Source organism: Janthinobacterium sp. GW823-FHT03B06, from assembly GCF_058796955.1.
Window position 1 is genome coordinate 230,356 of the sequence record NZ_JBXAJE010000007.1, and the last position, 24,941, is coordinate 255,296.

At 65.4% G+C, this 24,941-nt stretch carries 20 protein-coding genes; 17 read left to right on the top strand and 3 right to left on the bottom strand.

The genetic code is table 11. The features are described from left to right. Positions 1–345 precede the first annotated feature (345 nt). Both AC1RBA_RS22205 and AC1RBA_RS22210 read right to left on the bottom strand, forming a co-directional pair. A complete protein-coding gene (locus AC1RBA_RS22205; protein ID WP_492419849.1) occupies positions 346–3,465 on the bottom strand; it encodes an efflux RND transporter permease subunit in 3,120 nt (1,039 codons plus the stop codon). A 3-nt stretch (positions 3,466–3,468) separates the two neighbouring features. Next, on the bottom strand, positions 3,469–4,707 hold the full coding sequence (locus tag AC1RBA_RS22210) for an efflux RND transporter periplasmic adaptor subunit (RefSeq protein WP_492419850.1): 1,239 nt from the start codon (positions 4,705–4,707) through the stop codon (positions 3,469–3,471). A 391-nt stretch (positions 4,708–5,098) separates the two neighbouring features. On the opposite strand from AC1RBA_RS22210, the gene AC1RBA_RS22215 reads away from it, so the two are divergent. Further along, positions 5,099–7,633, top strand: coding sequence for a sensor domain-containing protein (locus AC1RBA_RS22215; RefSeq protein ID WP_492419851.1), 2,535 nt, complete (start codon positions 5,099–5,101; stop codon positions 7,631–7,633). Here the strand turns inward: AC1RBA_RS22215 and AC1RBA_RS22220 are convergent. Beyond that, positions 7,630–8,607 (bottom strand): endonuclease/exonuclease/phosphatase family protein, encoded by a 978-nt coding sequence (locus tag AC1RBA_RS22220; RefSeq protein ID WP_070287743.1) that lies wholly within the window; start codon positions 8,605–8,607, stop codon positions 7,630–7,632. The two genes, AC1RBA_RS22215 and AC1RBA_RS22220, sit on opposite strands and share 4 nt — an antisense overlap. Before the next feature lie 37 nt (positions 8,608–8,644). Between AC1RBA_RS22220 and ybaK the strand changes: the two genes are divergently transcribed. From ybaK to AC1RBA_RS22300, 16 genes are all read left to right on the top strand, one after another. Next, the gene (gene ybaK / locus AC1RBA_RS22225; protein ID WP_070287745.1) at positions 8,645–9,136 is read left to right on the top strand and encodes a Cys-tRNA(Pro) deacylase; all 492 of its coding nucleotides are present in this window, start codon (positions 8,645–8,647) and stop codon (positions 9,134–9,136) included. A 97-nt stretch (positions 9,137–9,233) separates the two neighbouring features. Continuing rightward, positions 9,234–9,878, top strand: a complete 645-nt coding sequence (gene plsY / locus AC1RBA_RS22230) for a glycerol-3-phosphate 1-O-acyltransferase PlsY (RefSeq protein WP_254679406.1) — start codon at positions 9,234–9,236, stop codon at positions 9,876–9,878. A gap of 90 nt (positions 9,879–9,968) precedes the next feature. After that, positions 9,969–10,640 carry a DsbA family oxidoreductase gene (locus tag AC1RBA_RS22235; RefSeq protein ID WP_070287748.1) on the top strand — a complete coding sequence of 224 codons (672 nt, stop codon included), beginning with the start codon at positions 9,969–9,971 and terminating at the stop codon, positions 10,638–10,640. A gap of 70 nt (positions 10,641–10,710) precedes the next feature. Continuing rightward, positions 10,711–11,001, top strand: a complete 291-nt coding sequence (locus AC1RBA_RS22240; protein ID WP_070223083.1) for a DUF427 domain-containing protein — start codon at positions 10,711–10,713, stop codon at positions 10,999–11,001. Positions 11,002–11,049: 48 nt separating this feature from the next. Next, the gene (locus AC1RBA_RS22245) at positions 11,050–12,009 is read left to right on the top strand and encodes a DUF2157 domain-containing protein (RefSeq protein WP_070223085.1); all 960 of its coding nucleotides are present in this window, start codon (positions 11,050–11,052) and stop codon (positions 12,007–12,009) included. After that, positions 12,006–13,667: a GDYXXLXY domain-containing protein gene (locus AC1RBA_RS22250; RefSeq protein WP_492419852.1), complete on the top strand. Its 1,662-nt coding sequence runs from the start codon at positions 12,006–12,008 to the stop codon at positions 13,665–13,667. The genes AC1RBA_RS22245 and AC1RBA_RS22250 overlap by 4 nt, the downstream gene beginning before the upstream one ends. 102 nt (positions 13,668–13,769) lie before the next feature. Further along, positions 13,770–15,014 (top strand): metal-dependent hydrolase, encoded by a 1,245-nt coding sequence (locus tag AC1RBA_RS22255; RefSeq protein ID WP_070287750.1) that lies wholly within the window; start codon positions 13,770–13,772, stop codon positions 15,012–15,014. Positions 15,015–15,120: 106 nt separating this feature from the next. Beyond that, positions 15,121–16,872 carry a cation:proton antiporter domain-containing protein gene (locus tag AC1RBA_RS22260; RefSeq protein ID WP_492419853.1) on the top strand — a complete coding sequence of 584 codons (1,752 nt, stop codon included), beginning with the start codon at positions 15,121–15,123 and terminating at the stop codon, positions 16,870–16,872. An 81-nt stretch (positions 16,873–16,953) separates the two neighbouring features. Then, a complete protein-coding gene (locus tag AC1RBA_RS22265) occupies positions 16,954–17,862 on the top strand; it encodes an ion transporter (protein ID WP_070287754.1) in 909 nt (302 codons plus the stop codon). Positions 17,863–17,899: 37 nt separating this feature from the next. Then, positions 17,900–18,880 (top strand): 3-oxoacyl-[acyl-carrier-protein] synthase III C-terminal domain-containing protein, encoded by a 981-nt coding sequence (locus tag AC1RBA_RS22270; protein ID WP_492419854.1) that lies wholly within the window; start codon positions 17,900–17,902, stop codon positions 18,878–18,880. Between the two features lie 10 nt (positions 18,881–18,890). Then, positions 18,891–19,928: an NAD-dependent epimerase/dehydratase family protein gene (locus tag AC1RBA_RS22275; RefSeq protein WP_121670388.1), complete on the top strand. Its 1,038-nt coding sequence runs from the start codon at positions 18,891–18,893 to the stop codon at positions 19,926–19,928. Then, entirely contained in the window at positions 19,921–20,751 is an 831-nt protein-coding gene (locus tag AC1RBA_RS22280) for an MBL fold metallo-hydrolase (protein WP_492419855.1), read from the top strand. Before AC1RBA_RS22275 ends, AC1RBA_RS22280 begins: the two co-directional genes overlap by 8 nt. After that, positions 20,748–22,043: a F390 synthetase-related protein gene (locus AC1RBA_RS22285; protein ID WP_492419856.1), complete on the top strand. Its 1,296-nt coding sequence runs from the start codon at positions 20,748–20,750 to the stop codon at positions 22,041–22,043. Before AC1RBA_RS22280 ends, AC1RBA_RS22285 begins: the two co-directional genes overlap by 4 nt. Next, positions 22,040–22,678, top strand: a complete 639-nt coding sequence (locus AC1RBA_RS22290) for a phosphatase PAP2 family protein (RefSeq protein WP_492419857.1) — start codon at positions 22,040–22,042, stop codon at positions 22,676–22,678. The genes AC1RBA_RS22285 and AC1RBA_RS22290 overlap by 4 nt, the downstream gene beginning before the upstream one ends. Further along, the gene (locus tag AC1RBA_RS22295) at positions 22,675–23,790 is read left to right on the top strand and encodes a sterol desaturase family protein (RefSeq protein WP_492419858.1); all 1,116 of its coding nucleotides are present in this window, start codon (positions 22,675–22,677) and stop codon (positions 23,788–23,790) included. Before AC1RBA_RS22290 ends, AC1RBA_RS22295 begins: the two co-directional genes overlap by 4 nt. Then, positions 23,787–24,902, top strand: a complete 1,116-nt coding sequence (locus tag AC1RBA_RS22300) for a fatty acid desaturase family protein (protein ID WP_492419859.1) — start codon at positions 23,787–23,789, stop codon at positions 24,900–24,902. Before AC1RBA_RS22295 ends, AC1RBA_RS22300 begins: the two co-directional genes overlap by 4 nt. Positions 24,903–24,941 lie beyond the last annotated feature (39 nt).

The following is a 24,941-nucleotide window of genomic DNA, read 5'->3' on the forward strand; positions in this document are numbered from 1 at the left end:
CTGGGGAGGAACAGGCGAGTGCAAGGGCGAAGACAATCCGCCCGCAAGGGGGCAGCAGACGATTACGGTGGAACGATGAGGGGGAAGTGGCGGCGAGAGAGTACTGCCGCTGGTAAAACCACACCTTGCCGAGGGCAGGGCGGGCGGAATGCGCGCGTCTTGCCTAAGGCCGATCGCCGATGGTCAATCGACTACTGTCACTGGAACAAGCACCCACGAGTCACTCCATATCATTGATAACGGGGACAGTCTAGCCAGTGGGGCTGCTTTGGTCAACTGAAGCTCTCTTCAGGCAGCCGCCGCGTCGTCCCCGCCAATGCGGGGACGGTGAAGGCGACCGGTCAATCAGTGGGCGTGTGCTTTGCCGTCGTCGGTGGATTCGGCATGCGCATGCTCGCCGCCGCCGAAGAAACGCGCGGCGCGCTTGCCCAGGCTGTCGAGGTAGGTGTAGGCGACGGGCACCACCACCAGCGTCAATAGCGTCGAGGTGATCACGCCGCCGATGACGGCGCGGCCCATCGGCGCCTGCGATTCGCCGCCGTCGCCCATGCCGATGGCCATCGGCAGCATGCCGAACACCATCGCCAGGGTCGTCATCAGGATAGGGCGCAGCCGCACTTGCCCCGCTTCCATCAGCGCCTCGAACTGCCCCAGGCCTTCGCGCTGGCGCTGGTTGGTGAAGTCGACCAGCAGAATCGCGTTCTTCGTCACTAAGCCCATGAGCATGATGAAGCCGATCACGGAGAAGATGTTCAGGGTGCTGCCCGTGATCAGCAGCGCGGCCAGCACGCCGATCAGCGACAGCGGCAAGGACACCATGATGGCGATCGGCTGCAGGAAGCTGCCGAACTGCGAGGCCAGCACCAGGTAGATGAAGATCACGGCGATCCCCAGCGCCATCATCGCGCCGCCCATGGTTTCAGCCATCTGCTGCGCATTGCCGGCCACGTCGAAGCGCACGCCCGGCGGCAGGTCGATGGACTTGATGGCCTTCTGCACGTCGGCGTCGACGTCGCCGGCAGGGCGGCCCTGCACGCCCGCATAGATCGCGACCCGGCGCTGCAAGGCCTGGCGTTTCAGTACTTGCGGGCTGGAGGACGGCACGAAGTCGACCACCTGGCGCAGCGGAATCATGACGGGCTTGCCGTTCGCATCAAGCTTGCTCGACGCCAGCGACAGGTCGGCCAGGTCGGCCACCTTTTGCCGGCCCGATTTGGGCAGCTGCACGTTGACGTCGTAGTTTTGCCCGTCGGACGCCAGCCAGTGGCTGACCGTGTCGCCCGCCACGAACGGCCGCAGGGCATTGCCGATCTGCTGCACCGACAATCCCAGGTCGCTGGCCAGTTCGTTGTTGATCTTTACGGTGGTCGACGGATTGGCGCCTTCCTGGCTGTATTCCATGTCGGCCAGGCCCTTGATGTCGCGCATCTTGTCCATCAGGGTGTGCGCCACGGCATCGAGCTTGCCTTCGTCCGTGCCGAGGATGGCGATGAAGATGGGACGCTGGCCGACGGACAGGGTGATGCCGGCAATCGGCGCCAGGCGTTCGCGGATCAGTTTTTCCAGCTCCTGCTGCGAGCGGCGCTTGTGCGTCTTGATGTCCGTCAGCTTGAGGTTCACCTCGGCCGCGTTGCGTCCATCGGGCGTGCCGATATTGGCCACCAGGCTGTCGATCTCGGGAAATTCCTTCAAGGCCGTTTCGATCTGGCGCACTTTGCTATCCGTGTATTCGAGGCTGGAGCCGACGGGCGTCTTGAAGCGCAGGTTGACCCAGCCCTGGTCCGTCTCGGGGAACATCTCGCCGCCGATCATGGGCACGAGCATCAGGCTGCCCGCGAACAGCGCCACGGCCGTGGCCAGCGTGGTCTTGCGCCAGCGCAGGGCCACTTTCAATACCTTGCCGTACCAGACATGCAGGCGGTCGATGCCCGTCTCGATCCAGGCCATGAAGCGGCCCAGCCACGGCGCATACTTGAAACGGTCCTTGACGGGATCGCGCCAGACGGACGACAGCATGGGGTCGAGCGTGAAGCTGACGAACAGGGAAACGAGCACGGCGACGGCCACGGTAATGCCGAACTGCAGGAAGAAGCGGCCGATGATGCCGTCCATGAAGGCGACGGGCACGAACACGGCGACGATGGCGAACGTGGTGGCCATCACGGCCAGGCCGATTTCATTGGTGCCGTCGTTGGCCGCCTGGTAGTGGTTCTTGCCCATGCCCAGGTGGCGCACGATGTTTTCGCGTACCACGATGGCGTCGTCTATCAACAGGCCGATGCACAAGGACAGCGCCATCAGGGTCAAAAAGTTCAGGGTGAAGCCGAAGGCCTTCATGGCGATGAAGCTGGCCAGCACGGAGATCGGCAGGGTCAATCCCGTGATGATGGTCGAGCGCCACGAGTGCAGGAACAGGAAGACGATCACCATGGTCAGCACGGCGCCTTCGATGATGGTGCGCTTGACGTTATTGAGCTGGCTTTGCACGCGCTCCGACTCGTCGTCGAGCACGCGCAGGGTGATATCGGGCGGCAGCGTCTTTTGCAGATCCGCCGCCACTTTCAGGATGCCGGTGCCCACTTCGACCACGTTGGCGTCCTGCACCTTGGTGATTTCCATGGTCACGGCTTGCTGGCCGTTCATGCGCGAAATCGACAGTTCTTCCTGCTCGCCGTCGACGACGGTGGCCACCTGGTCCAGGTACACGGGACCGACGGCGCGGCGCGCCACGATGATCTTGCCGAATTCGCGCGCATCCTTGATCTTGCCTTCCACGCGCACCAGCTGTTCGGCCGCACCATGGCTGATCGAGCCGGCCGGCAGGTTGGTATTCGTCGCCTGGATGGCGCGGATGACTTCATCGACGCCGATGCCCTGGGCATTGAGCTCGATCGGCTTCATGCTGATGAGGATCTGGCGCGCGCGCAGGCCGCGCAGCTTGACTTGTCCCACGCCAGCCACGCCCTGGAAGCGCTTGCTGATGATCTGCTCCGTCATGGTCGACAGCGCGCGCAGGTCATGCCCGGTCGAGGTCAGCACGATGGTGGCGATGGGGCGCTCGTTGTCGCCCTCGGCGCGCGCGATGAACGGGTCCTTGGCTTCCTTCGGGAAGCGCGGGCGCACCAGGGCCACCTTGTCGCGCAAGTCCTGCATGGCCTTGTCCATATTGGTCGACAGCTCGAATTCCAGGTAGACGCCGGCGCGTCCTTCCCACGAATTGGCGCGGATGGTCTTGATGCCGCTGACGGTGTTGACGGCGTCCTCGATGGGGCGCGTGATGTCGTTTTCCACGGCTTCGGGCGAGGCGCCCGGGTAGTTCACTTCAATGGCGGCGAACGGGAACTGCACGCTGGGCATGCTCTCCACGCCCAGGCCACGGTAGGAAAAGATGCCCAGCACCACCAGCGCCACCATGACCATGGTGGCGAAGACGGGGTTTTGAATGCTGACTTTGGTCATCCACATGGCTTAATCCTTCCGTGCCAGCACGGCTGCCGGCGCAGCGGGGGCGGGGCCGGTGGCGGGCGCGGCGAAGGTCACGCTGTGGCCCGGTTTCACGCCATCGAGCCTGGCGATGATGACTTTCGCGCCCGGCACCAGGCCCGACTTGACCTCGGCATAGCCTTCGTCCTCGTTGCGCAGTCCCAGGGTGACGGGCTGCGCGACGACCTTGTTATTCACCAGCGCATACACGACGGGGCCCTGCTTTTCGTTGCGCACGGCCGTCAACGGTACCAGCGGCGCGACGATTGATCGCTCGGTGACGATGCTGCCCTTGGCGAACATGCCGCCGCGCAGCGCGCCATCGCCATTGTCGACGGCGATGTAGACGAGCATGGCGCGCGAGCCGCTCTCGGTGGTGGGGTTGATGCGCGTGACCTTGCCGGCGAAGTCGCGCGCGCCGAAGCCGTCGACCTTGAAGCGCACGTCCTGGCCCAGCTTGATGCGGGGAATCTCCGCGCTGGGCACGGGCGCTTCCAGGGTCAGCTGGGCCAGGTTGACGATGGTGTAGACGGGCATGTCGGGCGAGACTTTTTCGCCCGCCTGCAGATGGCGCTTGCTGACGATGCCGGCCATCGGCGCGCGGATCACCGTGTCGGCCAGCGCGATGCGGGCGATGTCGACCATGGCGGCGGCGGACTTGACGTTGGCGCGCGCCAGGTCGACGGAATTCTGCGTCGTGTCGTAGGCCGTCTGCGAAATGTATTTTTGCTTGAGCAGCGCCTGGCTGTTCGCTTCATTCTTGGCCGCCATCGACAGGCGCGCCTGCGCTTCGTCCAGCATGGCCTGCTGCTGCGTCAGGCGGGCGCGCAGGTCGGCCGCGTCCAGGCGCACGAGGACTTGCCCGTTGGCTACTTGCTGGCCTTCCTGCAAGGTCGTTTCCTGGATCACGCCGGAAACCTTGGCCTTGATGGTGGCCTGGGTCACGGGGGCCAGCGAACCGGACAGGGGCAGGCTGATACTGAGGGCGCGCGCATCGATGGCGGCCACGTCGCCCTGCGCCAGTTCATGCACGGGCGTCTTTTCCTGTTCCTTCTTCTTGCTCGCTTGCTGTTCAGCAACTTTGGCTGCCTGCTGCTTCGATTGCATGACCGTCCAGCCGCCGCCGGCCAGGCCCAGCACGACGAGGATCAAGAGGGGCGTGCGCCAGCGCCGGCGGCGCGTGGCGGCAAGGGGAGAGGCGGGGGGCAGGGTCTCGTTTTTCATAGGTTTTTTTTCAGGAGCGGCGCAGGGCTTCGGCGCCAGGTCTCGGTGCGGCCGGCCTGCGGCAGGCCGGGGGAATTCGGGTAGCGCATCACTGTGGCGGCCGCAGACGACACGCCTGCCGCTGCGGCCGTTCACGGCGATGCGCATGTTGCCACTTTAGGAAGATTCAAGTCCGGCCGCCATCGCCGTGCGACAGATTGCACAAAATCGGGGCTGGAATGCAAAAAACGGCGACCAAAGACCATCGCCAGCATGCGCGCCGTCCACGTCACGATGCTTGCGCCTTCTCAAGAAGCCGATTCGCCGGCGCGCAAGAATGGTCGGGATGGTTGCGCTACCGGACAGGTCATTTGCCCGCCGGTTGCCGCGCGGCCGCGCCACGGGGGGGCTGATGTCTGATCGGATTGCCGGAGCCGCCCCGTCGCCGGGCCGTTTGCTGGCCGCGGCCGAACCGCAGGCGGGGCCGGTCGGCAAGGCGCTCGACTTGCTGTCCATCATCGTTGCCGCCGTCGAACAGGCGCCCGGCCTGGCCGTGCGCGGTATCGACCGCGACGGCATCGTGCGCTACTGGAGCGCGGGTGCGGCGCGCCTGTATGGCGTGGCGGCCGAGCTGGCGCTGGGCCAGCCGTGGGCCAGGGTGGCCGCTTCGCTGCCCGGTGCCGCCACCCTGGCCGAGGAAGTTAGCGGCGAACTGGCGGCCGTGTGGGAGAGCGGCAAGGCGCGCGGCATGCGCCTGTGGAAACTGGACGCCGACGGGGCCGCGCCGCGCTGCATCTGTTCCACCGTATTTCCGGTCATGCAGTCCGGAAGGGTGCGGCAAGTGGTCTGCATCGATGCCGACATCACGCCCAGCGGCCAGGATGACGCGGCGCAGGGCGCCCTGCTGCTGATGGGAGACAATTTCCGCCAGCTGTACGAGAAGTCGGCCGACGCCATCGTGCTGCTGCGCGACGAGCACATCGCCGAGGCGAATCCGGCCGCCATCGCCCTGTTTCAATGCGAAGACCGGACACGCCTGCTGGGGCGCCGCCTCAGCGACTTTTCGCCCTTGCGCCAGCCCGATGGCGCATTGTCCTCGTTGCGCGGCACGCAGCTGGCGGCGCAGGCCCATGCCGACGGCAACTGCCGCTACGATTGGCGTTACCAGACGTGCACGGGCCAGCTGTTCTGGGGCGAAGTGCTGCTTACGTCCGTCACGCTCGACCATAGCTATCTGTTTTACGCCGTGATCCGTGATATTTCCTCACGCAAACTGGCCGAGCGGGCCCTGTACCTGTCGGCGCAGGTGGTCGAGCATGCGCGCGAGGCCATCGTCGTGATGGACCCGCAGCAGCACGTCGTCAGCATGAATCCCGCGTACAGCGAGATCAGCGGCTACAGCCTCGACGACATGCTGGGCAAGCCCTTCGTCCCGCACGGCGTCGAGCCGGACGTGCCCGCATTTTTCGACCACGTGTGGGACGAAGTCGATGCCAACGGTTACTGGCAAGGCGACATCGTCGGCCAGCGCAAGGCGGGCGGGCGCTATCCGGCCTGGCTGTCGCTGACGGCCATCCGCGACCCGCAGGGGCAATTGAGCAATTATCTGGCCATCCTCAGCGACATCAGCGAGCGCAAGAAAAACGAGGAGCACACGCGCCACCTGGCCGAGCACGATTTCCTCACCGACTTGCCGAACCGCGTGCTGCTGCTCGACCGGCTGTCGCTGGGGCTGGCGGCCGCGCGGCGCAAGCTGAGCATGCTGGCCATCCTGTACCTGGACCTCGACCATTTCAAGCACATCAATGACAGCATGGGCCACCACGTGGGCGACTTGCTGCTCAAGGAAGTGGCGCGGCGCCTCGTGCGCTGCGTGCGCGGCGTCGATACGGTCAGCCGGCATGGCGGCGACGAGTTCGTCATCATCCTGGCCGAGGTGGGCGGCATCGACCAGGTGGCCCACGTGGCGGCCAGCCTGCTGCATGCCGTCACGCAACCCTATCAGCTGGGCGAGTACGAATTGCATGTGTCGACCTCGATCGGCGTGGCCATCTTTCCCAGCGACGGCGACAGCATCGATAGCCTCGTGCACAACGCCGACATCGCCATGTACCACGCCAAGGAAAGCGGGCGCAACAATTTCCAGTTTTTCAATGCCGAGATGAATGCGCAAATCGTCGAGCGGGCCAGCCTGGAGCAGGGCTTGCGCGAAGCGCTGGGGCGCGACGAGTTCGTGCTCGAATTCCAGCCCGCGCTCGATGTCGCCAGCGGGCAAATCCTCGGCGCCGAGGCGCTGTTGCGCTGGCGCCACCCGCAACTGGGCGTGCTGCCGCCCGAGCGTTTCATTGCCGTGGCCGAGGAATGCGGCTTGATGGTGTCGATCGGTAACTGGGTGCTGCAGCAAGCCTGCCGCCGCGCGCGCGCCTGGCACGATGCGGGCCATGCCTGGAGAGTGGCCGTGAATCTGTCGCCGGCGCAGTGCCTGCACAATAACTTATTGCTCAGCGTGCAAGAGGCGCTGGCCGTGTCGGGCTTGCCCGCCGCCTGCCTGGAACTGGAAGTGACGGAATCCTTGCTGATGAAAGGGGGCGCGCGCCTGGCCGGCGTGCTGGCGCAGCTGCGCGCGCTGGGCGCCAGGCTGGCCATCGACGACTTCGGCACCGGCTATTCGCGCCTGGCCAATCTGCGCCATTACCCGGTGGATCAACTCAAGATCGACCCGTCGTTCCTGCCGGCCGCGGCCGATGGCGCGGTCGGCGAGTCCGACACAGCCATCGCCGCCACCATCATCGCCATGGCGCGCGAGCTGCAATTGACGGTGATCGCCGAAGGCGTGGAAACGGCGCAGCAGCTGGCGTATCTGCGGGGGCAGGGCTGCCAGCAATACCAGGGGCGCTTTGCCAGCGCGCAAGTCGCGGGCAGCACGCTGGCGAAGTTATTGAATTAGTCAATGTTGCCCAGCAGCTTGATGCGTGCCAGCACCTGGCCATGGTCGGAGGCATGCGGCAAGCCCAGCAGCAAATGGTCGTTGAGATACGTCACTTCCTGCAGCACGCCGATGGCGCGCGGCGAGGCGGGATGAAAATGTTCGGACACGAGGATATGGTCGATCGTCATGTAGGTGCTGTCGTGAATATTCGTGTAGCCCGCGTGGCGCAGGGCGTCCTGGCGCAGCTGGATGGCGTTGGCGTCGTACAGGCGCGCGCGCATCTCGGCACCCGGTTCGCACGGCGCGCCGGCGCCCATGACGATGGCCGTCGTGACGGCATTGGCGATGTCGTTGAAGTCGCCCAGCACGATGCGGGGACGGCCAGTGTGGCCCAGTTCGCTTGCCAGCACGCGCAAGGCCACGGCTTCCGCACCGCGCCGCTGCAGCGAGCGCAGGTTGGCCAGCGCGTAGGCGATGGCATCGTTGCCGTCGCCATGGCGGTAGTCGGGCCGGCGCGATTTCAAATGCACGACGACCACGTCCGTGAGTTGTCCGCCCGGCAAGATGACCTGGACATGCAGGGGCGCGCGGGCGAAGCGGCAGGCGTTGTCGTCGGCGGGCTGCCTGTCGGCGGACACGGTCACGCCGGCGGGAAAATTCGCCCAGGCAACACCAGCGCCGGCCAGCGGCAGGCGCGACACGAGCGCCACCGTGGGCAGCATGCGTCCGGCAATATCCGTCGCATCGTAGCCGGCCAGCGTGGCTGCGCGGTAATGGCGCGTGCGCGACAGCACGTCGCGCAGGGCTGCCTGCGAGAAAATTTCCTGGAATCCGATCACGTCGGCGTCGAGCAGGTCGATCTGCCGCGCCGTCCATTCCGCCTTGGCCTCGTATTGCGCCGGGCTCAACGGTTCCAGGTTGTCATACAATTTCGCCCCGGCGGGGGCGAGGTTGCAGACATTGAATGTGGCAAAGCGGATTTCTTCCTGCATAATTAGCACTCCTCACTGAACGATCAGCGTATCACGCATGGCTAAAAAAGAGCATATTTCCGAAACCCAGGCGACGCAGCTGCTGCGCAAGCATCAAGTCTCCTTCGAAGAACACCCGTATCCTTACGAGGAGCACGGCGGCACCAGCGTCTCGGCGCGCGAATTGGGCGTGCCGGAACACGCGGTGATCAAGACCCTGGTGATGCAGGACGAGGCGGCCAAGCCGATGATCGTGCTCATGCATGGCGATTGCAAGGTGTCGACCAAGAACCTGGCGCGCGGCATCGGCTGCAAGTCCGTCGAGCCGTGCAAGCCCGAAGTGGCGCAGCGCCATTCCGGCTACATGATCGGCGGCACCTCGCCCTTCGGCACGAAGAAAGCCATGCCCGTCTACGTGGAAGCGTCGATCCTGGACTTGCCGCGCATTTACATCAATGGCGGGCGGCGCGGTTTCCTCGTCTCGCTGGCGCCGCAGGTCTTGCTCGACTTGCTCAAGGCCAAGCCGGTGCAGTGCGCGCTGCAAGATTAAGAAAACCAGACGCCGCCCTGTCCCTGGACTGGACGCTGGTGTATATTCTGCTGCGCCAGCCTCGATGCTGGTGTAATAAACACAATAAAGGGAAGAAATGAATCCAGTAATCACAACCGTGGCGATGACAGTGGCCGCTTACTTGCTCGGCTCGATATCGTTTGCCGTGGTGATGAGCAAGGTCTACGGCATTGCCGATCCGCGCACCTATGGCTCGAAAAACCCCGGCGCCACCAACGTGCTGCGCAGCGGCAACAAGGGCGCGGCCATCATGACCCTGCTGGGCGATGGCGCCAAGGGCTGGCTGGCCGTGTTCCTGGCCGACCATTTTGCCAGCACGCTGGGCGTGGGCGACACGGCCGTGGCCCTGGTGGCCATCGCCGTCTTCCTCGGCCATCTGTGGCCCGTGTTCTTCCGCTTCGTCGGCGGCAAGGGTGTGGCCACGGCCCTCGGTGTATTGCTTGGCATTAATCCCTGGCTGGGCCTGGCGACCCTGGCCACCTGGCTGATCATCGCCTACGCGTTTCGCTATTCCTCGCTGGCAGCGCTGGTGGCGGCCCTGTTCGCGCCGTTTTACTATGGCTTGCTGTTCGGCGTCGATCCCATCTTGCTGGCCGTCATCGTCATGAGCGTGCTGCTGGCCTACCGCCACAGCCAGAACATCGCGAACTTGCTCTCTGGTAAAGAAAGCAAGATCGGCGGCAAGAAGGATGGGGCCAAGGTGCCCGTGCAGAAAAAGTAAGCGCTTGATTTCCCGCGGCCCGCACGCATATGCTGTGCTTGCGGCGCCGCGCGGTGCGGCCGCCACCGACTCGCGCAAAGGCTGCCCACCATGACCGTTTCCACCACCTCCGCCACACCCACCCCTATCCGTATCGATTTCGTTTCCGACGTTTCCTGCCCCTGGTGCGTGGTGGGCCTGAAGTCGCTGGAGCAGGCGCTGGCCAAGCTGGACGGCACCGTCCAGGCCGACATCCACTTCCAGCCTTTCGAACTGAACGCCAATATGCCGCCCGAGGGCGAGGATATCGGCGAACACATCGCCCGCAAATACGGTTCCACGCCGGAACAGATGGCGCAGTCGCGCGAAGCGATCCGCGCGCGCGGCGAACAGCTGGGCTTTACGTTTGCCATGGACAAGCGCGGGCGCATCTACAACACCTTCGATGCGCACCGGCTGCTGCACTGGGCTGCTCTGGAAGGGCGCCAGAAGGAACTCAAGATGGCCTTGTTCGATGCCTACTTCACGCAGGGCCAGGATCCGTCCTCGCACGTGGTGCTGCTGAAAGTCGCGGGCAAGGTGGGCCTTGATACCGCGAAAGCGGCCGAAGTGCTGGCCTCCGATGCCTATGCGGACGAGGTGCGCGCGCAGGAGCGCTTCTATCAGCAGAACGGCATCAATTCCGTGCCCGCCGTCATCATCAACGAGCGCCACCTGATTTCCGGCGGCCAGCCGCCCGAAGTGTTTGAGCAAGCCTTGCGCCAGATCATCAGCGGCGCCTGAACGGGGCGCCAATGGCGCGCGCCAAGGCGGGCTTTTTCGGCTACACTCGGCAAAGAAGGAGGATAGTCAAATGCCAACAGCCAGCTGGAATGGCGCCGTCATCGCGCAAGCCACCGATGCGCAGGTGCAAGTCGTTGAAAACAATGTGTATTTTCCTTTGTCCAAGGTGACGCAGGAGTACTTGCGTCCCAGCAGCCACACGAGCGTCTGCCCGTGGAAAGGCACGGCCAGCTATTACGATGTCGTCGTCGATGGCCAGACGAATGCCAACGCCGCCTGGTATTACCCCCAGCCCAAGGATGCCGCCAAGCAAATTGCCGGCCACGTCGCCTTCTGGCGCGGCGTGAGCGTCGAGCGCTGACCTGACGCCCCCTATTTCCTGACAAAGCCCTGACAAAGAAAGCAGACGATGGATTTACGCCTCGCCGTGTACCAACTCGCCTCGGCCCATGCGCTCGATGCCCAACAAACCCGGCAGTTGCAGGAAGCGGCCGGCTTCCAGCGCGAACCGGCGCGCCTGGCCTACTGGCTGCCGCGCGGCGTGGCCGTGCTGGGCGCCGCGCTGCTGGGCATGGGCCTGATCTGCTGGGTCGCCGCCAACTGGGAAGACCTGGGCCGCATGGGCCGCTTCGCCCTGCTGCAAGGCGTGTTTGCCGCCGCCTGCGTGGGCGCCTTCGCCGTGCCCAAGGCGCGCATACCGCTGCTGCTGATGGCCTTGCTGGCCATCGGCGGCCTGTTCGCGTATTTCGGCCAGACCTACCAGACGGGCGCCGATCCGTGGCAGCTGTTCGCCCTGTGGGCCGTGCTGGCCTTGCCCCTGTGTTTAGTCGCGCGCAGCGACGTGCTGTGGACGCCTTGGATGCTGGTGCTGGCCACGGCCGCCGCCCTGTGGATGCAGGCGCATGCGCGCCACAGCTGGCGCATCGATTCGGCCGACCTGTCCATTTTCGTCAGCGGCTGGCTGGCCGTGCTGCTGGCCTGTGCGTTTGTCTCGCCCCTGCTGGCGCGCTGGACGGGCGCCGGTGTCTGGGCCTTGCGCCTGGGTCTGGTACTCGCCACCATCCTTATCACGGGCACGGCCGTCAGTGCCCTGTTCGGCAATGAGATCGAATCGCCGTACTGGGCCGGTCTCGGCTTGCTGGCCGTCGCCGCTGCCCTGCTGGCCACGCGCCGCTACTTTGACGTGTTCGGCCTGAGCGCCGTCGCGCTCGGTATCAATACCTTGCTGGTGGGAGGGCTGACGCACGTGCTGTTCAACGGTCATGGCGATGGCGTCGGCGCGCTGGCCACGCTGGGCTTGCTGGCAGCCGTGCTGCTGGCGCTGACCGTGCAAGGCATTCTGTGGCGCACGCGCCAGGAGGCGGCATGAGCAAGATGAACACTCAGCGCGACGATGCGCTCGGCACCCTGATCGACGATGCCACGCGCGCCGGCCTGTTGCCGCCCAACGCCAGCCGCCCCGTGCAGGATGTACGGCCGTGGCCGCTGGTGCTGATGACGGCCTTCGGCGCCTGGCTTGCCGCCATTCCCCTGATGATTGCGCTGGGCGTGGGCCTGGAAAGCGTCGTGCGCCACGGTCCCGGCGCGTATGTCGTGGCCGCCATCGTGCTGGTGGTGTCCGTGCTGCTGATCCGCACGCGCGGCGTGGCGCTGTTTGTCGAGCAGCTGGCCGTGCCCTGTCTGCTGGTGGGCGGCGGCTTGCTCGGCTACGCCTTGTACCGCGACTATTCCACGCAGACGGCGTCGCTGCTGCTGTGCCTGGCAACCCTGGTGGTGGCCGCCGCCTTGCCGCGCGACTGGCTGCGCGTGCTGCTGGGGCTGGTCGCCTGCGGCTTGCTGGGGCTGGGCATCGTCGACAGCACGCGCGACTGGATATTCGACAATGATCCGACGCAACTGTATCTGGCCTGGATGCTGGCCCTGGCATGCTGGCTGGCCGCCCACTGGCTGCAGAAGCAGGCCTTCAACGATGGCCGCGGCGCGCCCATCGCCGCCTTCCTGGAATCGCTGTCGACGGGGTGGGTCCTGGCCATCTTGCTGGGGCTGGTCTTCTGGTCCGGCATGACTTTCATGCTGGGCGGTGCCCTGGGTGGCGGCTTCACGGGCGAAGTGGCGCGCGAAGTGAGCAGGCACCATGCCGGCGCCTGGTATGCGCAAGCGTTGAACGGCGTCTCGCTCGTGCTGGCCACGGCGGCGGCCGCCTGGACGGGCTGGCGCTGGCCGGCGCTGCGCCAGTTGCCCGCCATCGGCGTGGCCCTGGTGCTGATCGTGCTGGCGTGGTTCATGCCGGCGCTGGGACCCGTGCTGCTGATCCTCGCGTATTGCGTGACGAGCGGGCGTACACGCGTGGCCGTCGCGGCCGCGCTGGCGGCGGCGTGGATCATCGGCAGCTTTTATTACCAGCTGGCCTGGCCGCTGGCCAGCAAGGCGGCGCTGCTGGCCGTGGCCGGCGCCGTGCTGTGCGCCCTGTCGTGGCTGGCCACGCGCGGCGCCGTGCTGCACCTGGTGGAAAGCAAACCGGCGGACGTGGCGGTCGAGCGCCGCTTCTTGCGCCTGGGTGCGCTGGGCGGCTTGCTGCTGGTGCTGCTGGTGGCCAATATCGGCATCTGGCAGAAGGAGCAGCTGATCGCCAAGGGCGAGGCCATCTTCGTGGCGCTGGAACCCGTCGATCCCCGCTCGCTGATGCAGGGCGATTACATGCGCCTCAATTTCGTCAACCTGGGTGTCCTCTCCACGTTGGCCAGCGTGGACAGGGCGCCGGGCCGGCCCCTCGTGGTGGCCCGGCGCGATGCGCGCGGCGTGGCCGAACTGCTGCGCCCGTACACCAAAGAGGCGCTGGCGCCCGGCGAATTCCTGCTCGAGCTGACGCCGAAGGATGGCAACTGGGTGCTGGTCAGCGATGCCTGGTTTTTCAAGGAAGGCGAGGCGGCGCGCTGGGAAAAGGCCCGTTACGGCGAGTTCCGCGTGCTGCCCGATGGCCGCGCCTTGCTGGTGGGCATGCGCGGGGAAGATTTACAGGCGCTGTAGCCGCTTGATTGAACAAACCCAATGGCAGAATCCGGGGGCGTACCCTGAGGGTTTGACCCCCGCCTTTGCTCCTGGGGTGGCCGCATCCTGTAAAATTGCCCGATGGATAATATTACGCATTCGGTCATCGGCCTCGGGGTCGGCGAACTGGTACACCGCAGCCTGCCGCCCGAGCCGCAAGCCCCCGCACAGCGCACCCGGCGTGCGCTATTTCTGTTTACGGCCTGGTTTGCCAGCAACGCGCCCGACCTGGACCTGGTCCTCACGAAACTGCTGCCGCGTCCGTTCGGCTACATGCTGCATCACCGTGGCCACACGCATACCTTGCTGTTGGCCTTGCCGCAGGCGCTGCTGTTGCTGGCCCTGCTGTGGCTGCTGTGGCCCGGCGCGCGCCGGCTGCTGAAGGAAAGCGTGCCGGCCCGCATCGGCCTGGCGGCTTGTCTGCTGCTGGGATTCTGCTTGCACATGGGCATGGATTTCCTCAATTCCTATGGCTTGCACCCGTTCTATCCGTTCGACAGCCGCTGGCTGTATGGCGACATGGTCTTCATCGTCGAACCCATGTTCTGGGTGCTGCTGGGCGTGCCCGTGATCATGTCCTTGCGCTACGGCATCGTCAAAAGCGTGCTGCTGGCGGGGCTGGCGGCGGCCCTGTGCTTCTTTACCTATAAAACCTATCTGGCGCCCTCCGCGCTGGCCGTCTTGCTGGCGCTGGGCGCGGTACTGGCCGTGCTGCAAGGGCGGGCCGGCGAGCGGGGGCGGGGACCGCTGCTGCTGGCCTTCGCGCTGGCGGTCACGTTTATCGGCACGCAGGGCGTGGCGTCGGCCATCGGCCGTACGCGCATCGAGGCGGCCGTGCAGCGGCTCGATCCGGGCACGCGCGTGTGGGACGTGGCGATGACGGCGTTTCCCAGCAATCCCCTGTGCTGGATCTATGTCTCGCTCGACAGCAAGACGGACGTGTACACCCTGCGGCGCGGCACCCTGAGCCTGCTGCCCGCATCGCTGGCGCCCGCCGCCTGCCCGGCCGGGCTGGCTGAAACCAGCAAGCAAGGCCGGCAACTGGCGCCCGGCATCGCCGTCTCCGCCCAGGCGGCGGGCAGCCTGGCCGCTCTGCGTGCGCTGCAGGAAGACAATTGCTATGTCGACGCCTGGTTCCGCTTTGCTCGCATGCCCCGATTGAATGCCGACATGCTGACGGACGTGCGTTTCAACCCCGGCATGTTGCCCAATTTCACGACCGTCGAGCTGCAGCAGTTCCGCGGCCGGCCATGTCCCGCCTACGTGCCGGGCTGGGACCGCCCCCGCGCCGACATGCTGGCGCCGCCGCAAGCGGCGCGCCCGTAGCGGATTTGTTGCCTTGTGGAAAAATATCATGTGTGCCCATACTTCTCTGTCGCCCAGCATGCGACAATTATCAATTCGGCATGCATATCATTGAGTTAGGATTATCTTGGAAGAGCAACACGCCTTACCGTATCTGCGGGAAACCCTGCTGTTTCTCGCCCTGGCCGGAATTTTTATTCCGCTATTGCAACGCCTGAAAGTCAACCAGGTGCTCGGCTTCCTGGCCGTCGGAGCCCTGTTCGGCCCGTTCGGCTTCGGCCTGTGGGCCGGCGACTTCCCATGGCTGACGTATTTTTCCTTCGTGCGCGCCGAGCAGGTCAGCGGCCTGGCCGAGCTGGGCGTGATGTTTCTGATGTTCATGATCGGCCTGGAACTGTCGACGGAACGGCTGTGGGCGCTGCGGCGCTGGGTGTTCGGCGCGGGCGTGGGGCAGGTGGCCGTCAGCGCCTGCCTGATCGGCGGCGTCGCGTATTACTTCGGCTTGTCGCTGGAAGCGTCCATCGTGCTGGGCCTGGTGCTGTCGCTGTCGTCGACGGCCGTGGTGATGCAGCTGCTCACGGACCAGCGCTCCCTGCAGACGCCGGCCGGCCAGGCGGGCTTTTCCATTCTGATGTTCCAGGATCTGATGGTGGTGCCGCTGTTCATCCTGATCGACGTGTTCGCCAGCGGGCGCAGCGACGACCTGGCCTATCTGCTCAGCTTTGCGGCCGTGAAATCGGCGGGGGCCATCCTGCTGATCTATCTGCTGGGCCGCCGCGTGATTCGCCCGCTGTTCCAGTTTTTCGTCAAGAAACGCCAGCCCGACGTGTTCATGGCATTGACCCTGCTCAGCACCCTCGGTATCGCGGGCCTGACGTATCTGGCGGGCTTGTCGATGGCGCTGGGCGCCTTGCTGGCCGGCCTGCTGCTGGCGGAAACGGAATTTCGCCATGAGGTGGAAGTGACGATCGAGCCCTTCAAAGGTTTGCTGATGGGCCTGTTCTTCATGTCGGTGGGCATGCAGATCGACGTGCGCGAAATCCTCAAGTCGCCCGTCTTGATTCCCCTAGCCGTGCTGAGCCTGTTTTTCCTGAAGACGCTGGTCATCAGCGTGATTTTCCGCATCGGCGGCTTTCACTGGGGGCGTGCCGTGGAAACGGGCGTGCTGCTGGGGCAGGGCGGCGAATTCGCCTTCATCGTCGTCGCGTATGCGCTCGGTACCAAGCTGATCGGCCCGCAGGTGGCGCAGTTCGTCATGCTGGTGGTGGGCCTGAGCCTGTTCGCCACGCCGGCGCTGGCCAAGGCGGCGCGCGCCTTCGGCAACTGGTGGGAACAGCGCCACCACCACCAGCTGGCCGACCTGGCGCACGGCGCGCTGCCGCCGCAGGGCAGCACCGTCATCATCGCCGGTTTCGGCCGGGTGGGGCAGTTGCTGGCCAAGGTGCTGACGGAGCAGGATATCGCCTATGTGGCGATTGAAAACGATGCGCGGCTGGTGACGACCCTGCATCCGCGCGGCTTTCCCGTGTATTTCGGCGATGCGTCGCGCGCGGAACTGTTGCAAAAGGTCAATGCCGATCGTGCCGCGGCCGTGGTGCTGACGATGGACCATGCGGCCTCCGTGCTGCATGCCGTCAAATCGATCCGCCGCGAATATCCGCTGCTGCCCGTGTATGCGCGCGCCCGCGACGAGGCGCATGCGGTGGCCCTGATCCAGGCGGGCGCCACCCTGGTCGTGCCCGAGGCGCTGGAATCGGCGCTGCAGCTGACGGCCACCGTGCTGCACACGGTGGGCCTGTCGGAAGCGCGCACGACGGACATCGTGCAGGCGGAGCGCGACCGGCGCAATGCCGTGCTGCTGGCGAAAAAATTGTCGTAGGGCAAGCCTTAGTGCAAACGTGCGTATCGCCGTGCTTTGTCAATTATCTATACAATAATAGTATATGAGCACACTACCCACATGAAAGCCGCGACGAAGAGCGGCGCGGCACCCCTGACGCCGCAGCAACTGGCGGCGCAGGAAACGCAACAGAAATACGGCAAGCCCGAGCGGGGCTGGCGCGAGCGGGTGTACACCGTCATTTTCGAGGCGGAAACGCGCACGGGCCGCGCTTTCGACCTGCTGCTGATCGCCGCCATCCTGATCAGCGTGACGGTGGTCGTGCTCAGCAGTGTCGCCTCCGTGGCCGAGCGCTATGGCACCTGGCTGACGGCGCTCGAATGGTTTTTTACCATTTTATTTACCATCGAATATTTCGCCCGCCTGTCGTGCCTGCAGCATCCGGTGCGCTACGCCAAGAGTTTTTTCGGCATTATCGACTTGCTGGCCATCGTGCCGACCTATATCGGCTTGCTGCTGCCGGGTGCGCACGTGCTGATCGACGTGCGCATTTTGCGGCTGCTGCGCATGTTCCGTATCCTCAAGCTCACCTCGTATGTGCATGAATACACGGTGCTGGGGCGGGCCTTGCTGGCCAGCCGGCGCAAGATCCTCATTTTCTTGTCTTTTGTCATGATGGTGGTCTTTCTGCTGGGTACCGTGATGTATGTCGTGGAAGGGCCCGATAACGGTTTCAGCAGTATTCCCACGTCGATTTATTGGGCCATCAGCACCATGACCACGGTCGGTTTCGGCGATATCACGCCGCGCACCGACATCGGGCGCACCATCGCTTCGCTGATGATGCTGCTCGGCTGGGGCATCCTGGCCGTGCCTACCGGCATTATCAGTGCCGAAATGACGGTGCAGCGCAGCTCCAAGCTGGTCACCACGCGTACCTGCCCCACGTGTCTGAAAGAAGGGCTCGATGACGATGCCAATTTCTGCAAGAACTGCGGGGTCGCATTGCCGCCGCTGGCACGTGATTAATTCATAACCCTATTTACTTTACTTTGTTAAGGCCAACATGATTCCAGTTCGCCTGATCGCGACGGGCAAAGCCGTGCCGTCGCATAGTGTGACTTCCGCCAGTCTGGACCTGAAATTGGGGCATCCGGCTGGCTATACCCTGCGCAAGAGCGGCGTGCTGTCGCGCTTTGTCGCCGCGCCCGATGAATCGCAAAGCCAGCTGGGCGCCGCCGCCCTGCTCGACGCGCTGAAGAATGCCAGCCTGCGTCCGGCCGACATCGACTTGCTGATCTGCGCCTGCGGCGTGCCCGAGCAAGCCTTGCCGAACACGGCCTGCTTCGTGGCCGAACATGCGGGCTTGCCGCCAGGCACGCAAAGCTTCGACGTCAACGCCAGTTGCCTCAGTTTCATGGCCGCTTTTCGCGTGGCCGCGTCCATGCTGGCCGGCGGCGCCTACCGCCGCATCGCCATCGTCTCGTCCGACCTGGCCTCGCGCGGCGTCGACTGGAGCGAGCCGGAAGCGTCGATGATCTTTGGCGACGGCGCCGCCGCTGTCATCGTCGAGCGCGGTGACGGCAGCGCCGGCATCCGCGCCTACAAGATGGGCACGTATCCGGAAGGGCGGCGCTACTGCGAAATCCGCGGCGGCGGTACCGAGCGCAACCCCCGCAACGGCTGCGAACCGGGCGACTACCTGTTCCGCATGGATGGCAAGGCCGTGTTCCGCCTGGCCGTCAAGGTGATGCCGGATTTCCTGACGGAACTCATGCAGGAATCGGGCGCGGGACTGGATAAAATCGACGTGGTAGTGCCGCACCAGGCCAGCCCGCTGGGCCTCGCGCATGCGGCGCGCATCCTCGACGTTCCCGATGCTAAAATCATCAAGATCTTTGAAACGCATGGCAACCAGGTGGCCGCGTCCCTGCCCACCGCCCTGCACGAGGCGGTGATGACGGGGCGGGCAGTGGCAGGCCAGCGTTTGCTGATGATGGGTACGGCCGCGGGCCTGACCATCGGCGGCATGATTCTTGACCTGTGAAGGTGGTGCGATGAGGCGGATACTGGTCACGGGAGCGACGGGCGGCTTGGGGCGCAATGCCGTGCGCACCCTGCTGGCGCAGGGCGTGGAAGTGCGCGCCACGGGCCGCAACGCCGCCGTGGGCCGCGAGCTCGAACGCATGGGCGCGCAATTCGTGGCGCTCGACCTGGCGCAAGCGACGCCGCGCCAGGTCGATGAACTGGTGCGCGGCATGGACACCGTCTGGCACTGTGCCGCGCTGTCCTCGCCGTGGGGCGCGGAACGCGACTTCATCGCCGCCAACGTCACGGCCACGGCCCAGCTGTTGCGCGCGGCCGCCAGCCTGCACGTGGCGCGCTTCGTGCACATCTCGACCCCGGCCATCTATTTCGACTACCGCAACCGCTACGAGGTGCCGGAAACCTTCCGCCCCGACGCTTTCGTCAACGCGTACGCGCGTTCGAAGGCGATGGCGGAAAAACTGGTGCAGGAGTGCGTCGACCGCCACCGCGGCATGACGTGCGTGATCCTGCGCCCGCGCGCCATCTTCGGCCCGCACGACCAGGTGCTGATCCCGCGCCTGGCGAGGGTGCTGCAGGAGCGCGGCGGCAAGCTGCCGCTGCCCAATGGCGGCGCGGCCACCATCGACGTCACCTATGTCGACAATGTCGTGCATGCGATGTGGCTGGCCACCGTGCACAAGACCATCGCTTCGGGCGCCGCCTTCAACATCACGAATGGCGAGCCGGCGCGCCTGTGCGACATTTTGCGCAGCCTGTTCTGCGACCATCTGCAGCAGCCGTTCGAAATCGTCAGCGTGCCTTACCGCGTGCTGGCGCTGGCGGCGCGCCTGATGCAGTTCGCCTCGCGCTTCACGCGCCGCGAGCCCTCATTGACGCCCTACAGCATCGGCGCGCTCAGTTTTGACATGACGCTCGATAACGCCAAGGCGCGCAAGGTGCTCGGCTACCGTCCCGTCGTCAGCCTGCAGGACGGCATCGCCCGCACGGCGCAGTGGATGCGCCAGGAAGCGGCGGCGCACAAGGTGGGCAAGGAGCGCAATGGCTAGCATCACCGCATTTCGCGTCGGCCACTGCACCCATCCGTCGTGCATGGTCTTGAAAGGCAGCGGGCTGGCCAGCCGTTGCTTCCCTTCGCGCGCCTACCTGATCGAAACGCGCGCGGGCCTGTACCTGTGGGACACGGGGTATGCCGAGCACTTCCGCGCCGCCACGTCGAAAGGCGTGTACCGCATGTATGCGTGGGTCACGCCCATCTCGTTCGACGAGAATGAGTCGTTGCACGGCCAGCTGCGCGCGCATGGCGTATCGCCCGGCGACATCCACACCTTGCTGCTGTCGCACTTCCACGCCGATCATATCGCCGGCCTGCGCGACTTTCCCGGCGCGCGGCTGATGGCCTCCAAAACGGGCTGGGACGCCGTGCGCGGCTTGTCCGGCGTGTCCGCCGTGCGCCATGCCTTCGTGCCCGAGCTGCTGCCGAACGATATCTCTGACCGCCTGGATTTCGTCGAAAGCGTGCCCGAGACGGCCTTGCCGGCCGCCCTGCTGCCGTTTACGCACGGGCGCGACGTCAGCGGCACGGGCGAGATCTACATCGTCGACTTGCCCGGCCACGCCATCGGCCACCTGGGCGCCTTCGTGCTGCAGGACGGCGGCTGGACCCTGCTGGCGTCGGACGCGGCCTGGGTGCCGGAAAGCTTCCAGCAGCTGCGCGGACCGTCCGAACTGTCGTTCCTCATCCAGCACAAGCGCGCGCCGTACTACGCCACCCTGAACCGCCTGCACCAGCTGCACCAGTCGGGCCAGGCGCAGATCCGCATCACGCATGAAGACAGCAACGATTATTTGCCAGTGGCGGGCCGCCCGTGAAGCGTATTGTCTGGCTGTTGCTGTCGTACTGGCGCACGCGCCGCCTGCGTTTCGCCAGCCGCGCGCAGCTCGACGCCTACCAGCGGAAGCAACTGGCCCGTTTCATCGACACCCTGTGCGCGCGCAGCGCTTACTTCGCCCCGTTCCGCGATCTGCCCCTGGCGCAGTGGCCGACGATGAACAAGGCGCTGATGCTCGAGCATTTCGACGCCATGAATACCGAGGGAATCACGTTGGCGCAGGCGATGGATGCGGCCATGGCGGCCGAGCATAGCCGCGACTTCACGCCCGCCGTCGGCGACATCACGGTGGGGTTATCCTCTGGCACGTCGTCGCGGCGCGCCGTGTTTACCGTCAGCCCCCGCGAAAAGGCCCAATGGGCGGGCGTGATGCTGGCCAAGGCGCTGCCCGACGGCCTGTTTTCCGGCGAAAAGGTGGCGCTGTTCCTGCGCGCGAACAGCAATCTGTACACGGCAGTGCGCTCGCCGTGGCTCACGTTTGCCTTTTACGACCTGTTCGCACCGTTCGACAGCCTGTGCGCGCAGCTGGCGCACTATCAACCGTCCGTCATCGTCGCGCCGGCCCAGGTGCTGCGCCAGCTGGCGCTGCGCGTCATCGACGGCAGCCTGGTGCTGGCGCCGAAAAAAGTCATCTCCGTGGCTGAAGTGCTGGAAGCGCAGGACCGCGCGCTGATCGTGCAGGCGTTCGGCGCCGTGCATGAAATCTATCAGGCGACCGAGGGTTTCCTCGCCAGCAGCTGCGAACACGGCGTGCTGCACCTGAACGAGGAATACGTGCACATCGAGCCGCAATGGCTCGATGCGGAACAGCGTCGTTTTGTGCCCGTGATTACGGATTTCACGCGCATCACGCAGCCCATCGTGCGCTATCGCCTGGACGATATCCTGGTCGCGCGCGCCACGCCATGCCCGTGCGGCCGCGCCACGCGCGCCATCGACGGCATCGAAGGGCGCTGCGACGACATGCTGCTGCTTCCGTCTGCACGCGGCGGCGCCGCCGTCGCCGTGTTTGCCGACGTCTTGACGCGCGCGTTCGCGCAAGCCTTGCCGGCGGACGCCGACTACCGCCTGCTGCAATCGGGCGACAGCGCCTTGCAGCTGCACGCGGCCCTCGACGACGCTGGCCTGGCTGCCTTGCGCGATCACCTGGCGGCGGTGCTGCGCGGCCTGGGCGTGGCCGTCGACAGCCTGGTCTGGACGACGAGCGGTGAATTGCCTCCCTTTGACCCCACCATGAAACGGCGCCGCATCCGGCGCCTTGCGACTGCATGAATCCTTCTTCCATGACTTTAGCTTGCCGCCTGCTGCACCTGCTGGCCGGCTGGGGCAGCGTCGGCCTCGTGTATTTTTCCAGCGATGTGCTGCAAGGGCAGGGGATACTCTTGCCGGAAACGGCGCTGGACCGCGCCATTCCCTACAGCGACTCTGCCATCTGGCTGTATCTGTCCTTCTTCATCCTGATCCCGTACGCCTACCTGGCGGCCGATGCGGCGAGGGTGCGCTGGCTGGCGCGCGCCATGGCGCTTTCCGCCGTCATGTGCGGCGTGGTCTTCCTGCTGTATCCGACGACGCTCGCGTATCCGCCCGTGGGCGAGGGCAGTGCCTGGAGCACGCAGGCGCTGCGCATGCTGCAGGCGGCGGATTCCGCGCAAAATTGCCTGCCCTCGCTGCATGGCGCCCTGACCTTGCTGTGCGTGTGGGCCCTGTGCGACAAGCGCCACCTGGTCCGCTCCGCGCTGGCCGTGGTGCTGGGCGTGGCCATTTGCTACGCCATCATCGCGCTGCGCCGGCACGTGAGCATCGACCTGGCCGCCGGCCTGGCTGTCGGCATCGCTGGCGGCATGCTGGCGAAAATGCAGGTATTCTGGACGGCTCACCGCGTCATTTCTACTGAAACCGCATCATGATGAACCCCTTTGCCCTCTCTTTCCTTGTCATGCTGGCCTTCGTGCTGGCCGAACTGCTGATCCTCAAATGGGTACGCAAGACCCCCGTGCCGTGGAAGGACGTGATCTTCAACCTCAATTCCGGCCACATATTGATGTGGGTGTTCCGCGGCGTGGAAGTGGCGGCCTTCGCCCTGCTGCTGCGCCATGTGAACCTGCACATCGTCGACCAGTGGCCCGTGGCCGCGCAGTGGGTGTTCGCATTCTTTGCCTGGGATTTGTGCTTTTACTGGATGCACCGGCTGCACCATAAGATCCCCTTGCTGTGGGCCGTGCACGTGGTGCACCACCAGGGCGAGCATTTCAACCTGTCGCTGGGCGTGCGCAATTCCTGGTATTCGTCGCTGACGAATTTCCCGTTCATCGCCATCCTGGCCGTGCTGGGCGTGCCGCTGGAAATCTTCCTCGTCGTCTCGTCCCTGCATTACACGGTGCAGTTCTATAACCACAATGCGCTGGTGAACAAGTCCGGCATCCTCGACAAGTTCATGGTCACGCCCTCGCACCACCGCGTGCACCACGGCACCGATAAACGCTACATCAACCGCAATTTCGGCGGTACCCTGCTGCTGTGGGACAGGCTGTTCGGCAGCTTCCAGCCCGAACTCGAAGGCGTGGAAATGCGCTATGGCGTGAAGGGCATGACGCAAACGCATAATCCGCTCCTGGCCAGCAACGGCAAGCTGTTCAAATGGCTGCGCGCGCGCTTTCCCCACTGGCAGTCGCGCGGCACTTTCGAGGTGCCCGAACTGTTCATCGGCATCGGCGGCGTGATCCTGTTTGGCCTCGTGATCTATTACGTCAACCACGAAGCGGTGCTGGCCGGCGCGCAGCAAGCCATCCTGTTCGCGCTGATTTTTGGCGGCACCCTGGCGCTGGGCGGCCTGTCGGATGCGCGCCGCTGGGGCGCCATTGCCTGGGTCGCCATCGCCGTGGCCATGCCGGCCCTGTATCTGGGCTGGTATGGCGCGCGCGACGTGTGGGGCATGGTGTTCCTGGCCGCGCTGCTGGCGCATGGCCTCGACGGCGCGCGCCGCCTGTGGTGGCCGGCGGCGGCGGGGACGCGCGCGTGACGCCTGTGCCTTCCCTGCCGCCGCTGCGCTTCCAGCCCGCCCGCGATTCCGCCTTCCGCCGCGAACTGCGCGCGCGCGCCGACGCCTACCTCGCCAGCGAGGGAAAGCACCGCTTCGGCGACTGGCGCCTGCACGCGAAAACCGTGTTCCTGGCCGCGCTGGCGGCGGGGCTGTATGCGCTGGCCTTGAGCGCCGGCAGCACCTGGCCGTTTGTCGCCAGCTATGTCGCCTGCCTGGTCGCGGCCATGGCGCTGGCCATGAATACCCTGCACGACGCGGCCCACAGCGCCGTCTTCCGCCAGGGACGCCTGAATCGCATCCTGATCCGCCTCGTGGGCTTGCCCGTAGGCGTGGACACGGATTTCTGGACCATCCGCCACGTGCATTTCCATCACACGTATGCGAACGTGGAAGGCTATGACCTCGATACGGAGCCGAACCCCTTCCTGCGCCAGACGCCGTTCCAACGCTGGGCGCCCCAGTACCGCTATCAATACCTGTATTGGCCCGTGGTGGCGGCCCTGTCGCTGCCGTATCTGAACTGGTATGGCGACTGGCTGGACCGCTTCGGCAAGACGCCCGTGGCCGAGCACAGCCGCTTGCAGGGCTGGCGCGGCTGGCTGTCGTTCCTGGGCTGGAAGCTCGGTCACGTGGCGCTGGTGCTGGCGCTGCCCATGTGGGTGCTGCAGCAGCACGGCATCGGCTGGGGCGTGGTGCTGGGCGCGTATTTCGTGGGCCAGATGCTCGCCTCGTGCGCGCTGGTGGCGCTGATCCTCGGCACGCACTGGGCTGAAGTGGAGTTTTTCCAGCCGGGCCAGGACGGCACCTTGCCGCACGACTGGTACCAGCACACGTTTTACACGGCCTGCGACTGGACGCCGAAGCCGCGCGCGTTGCGCTGGCTCGGTTACTGGCTCGGCGGATTGAATTTGCACCTGACGCACCATCTGTTCCCCACCTGGAGCCACCGCCACTACCCGGCGCTGGCGCGCATCCTGGCCGAACTGGCGCCGCGCCACGGCCTCGTGTACCGCGAACTCGGTTACGGCCAGCTGCACGCCTCGCAGCAGCAATTTCTGCGCGCCATGGGCCAGCCGCCCGCCCAGTCCTGACGAATCGCGCTTGACTGGACTTCTGTTTCATCTTACATT

What these genes read in the sequence shown, in the direction of transcription:
- AC1RBA_RS22290 (WP_492419857.1), top strand. Translation starts at nt 22,040, where the DNA reads ATGAATCCTTCTTCCATGACTTTAGCTTGCCGCCTGCTGCACCTGCTG.
- AC1RBA_RS22210 (WP_492419850.1), bottom strand. Translation starts at nt 4,707, where the DNA reads ATGAAAAACGAGACCCTGCCCCCCGCCTCTCCCCTTGCCGCCACGCGC.
- AC1RBA_RS22245 (WP_070223085.1), top strand. Translation starts at nt 11,050, where the DNA reads ATGGATTTACGCCTCGCCGTGTACCAACTCGCCTCGGCCCATGCGCTC.
- plsY (WP_254679406.1), top strand. Translation starts at nt 9,234, where the DNA reads ATGAATCCAGTAATCACAACCGTGGCGATGACAGTGGCCGCTTACTTG.
- AC1RBA_RS22255 (WP_070287750.1), top strand. Translation starts at nt 13,770, where the DNA reads ATGGATAATATTACGCATTCGGTCATCGGCCTCGGGGTCGGCGAACTG.
- AC1RBA_RS22280 (WP_492419855.1), top strand. Translation starts at nt 19,921, where the DNA reads ATGGCTAGCATCACCGCATTTCGCGTCGGCCACTGCACCCATCCGTCG.
- AC1RBA_RS22235 (WP_070287748.1), top strand. Translation starts at nt 9,969, where the DNA reads ATGACCGTTTCCACCACCTCCGCCACACCCACCCCTATCCGTATCGAT.
- AC1RBA_RS22295 (WP_492419858.1), top strand. Translation starts at nt 22,675, where the DNA reads ATGATGAACCCCTTTGCCCTCTCTTTCCTTGTCATGCTGGCCTTCGTG.
- AC1RBA_RS22250 (WP_492419852.1), top strand. Translation starts at nt 12,006, where the DNA reads ATGAGCAAGATGAACACTCAGCGCGACGATGCGCTCGGCACCCTGATC.
- AC1RBA_RS22270 (WP_492419854.1), top strand. Translation starts at nt 17,900, where the DNA reads ATGATTCCAGTTCGCCTGATCGCGACGGGCAAAGCCGTGCCGTCGCAT.
- ybaK (WP_070287745.1), top strand. Translation starts at nt 8,645, where the DNA reads ATGGCTAAAAAAGAGCATATTTCCGAAACCCAGGCGACGCAGCTGCTG.
- AC1RBA_RS22215 (WP_492419851.1), top strand. Translation starts at nt 5,099, where the DNA reads ATGTCTGATCGGATTGCCGGAGCCGCCCCGTCGCCGGGCCGTTTGCTG.
- AC1RBA_RS22265 (WP_070287754.1), top strand. Translation starts at nt 16,954, where the DNA reads ATGAAAGCCGCGACGAAGAGCGGCGCGGCACCCCTGACGCCGCAGCAA.
- AC1RBA_RS22205 (WP_492419849.1), bottom strand. Translation starts at nt 3,465, where the DNA reads ATGTGGATGACCAAAGTCAGCATTCAAAACCCCGTCTTCGCCACCATG.
- AC1RBA_RS22220 (WP_070287743.1), bottom strand. Translation starts at nt 8,607, where the DNA reads ATGCAGGAAGAAATCCGCTTTGCCACATTCAATGTCTGCAACCTCGCC.
- AC1RBA_RS22240 (WP_070223083.1), top strand. Translation starts at nt 10,711, where the DNA reads ATGCCAACAGCCAGCTGGAATGGCGCCGTCATCGCGCAAGCCACCGAT.
- AC1RBA_RS22275 (WP_121670388.1), top strand. Translation starts at nt 18,891, where the DNA reads ATGAGGCGGATACTGGTCACGGGAGCGACGGGCGGCTTGGGGCGCAAT.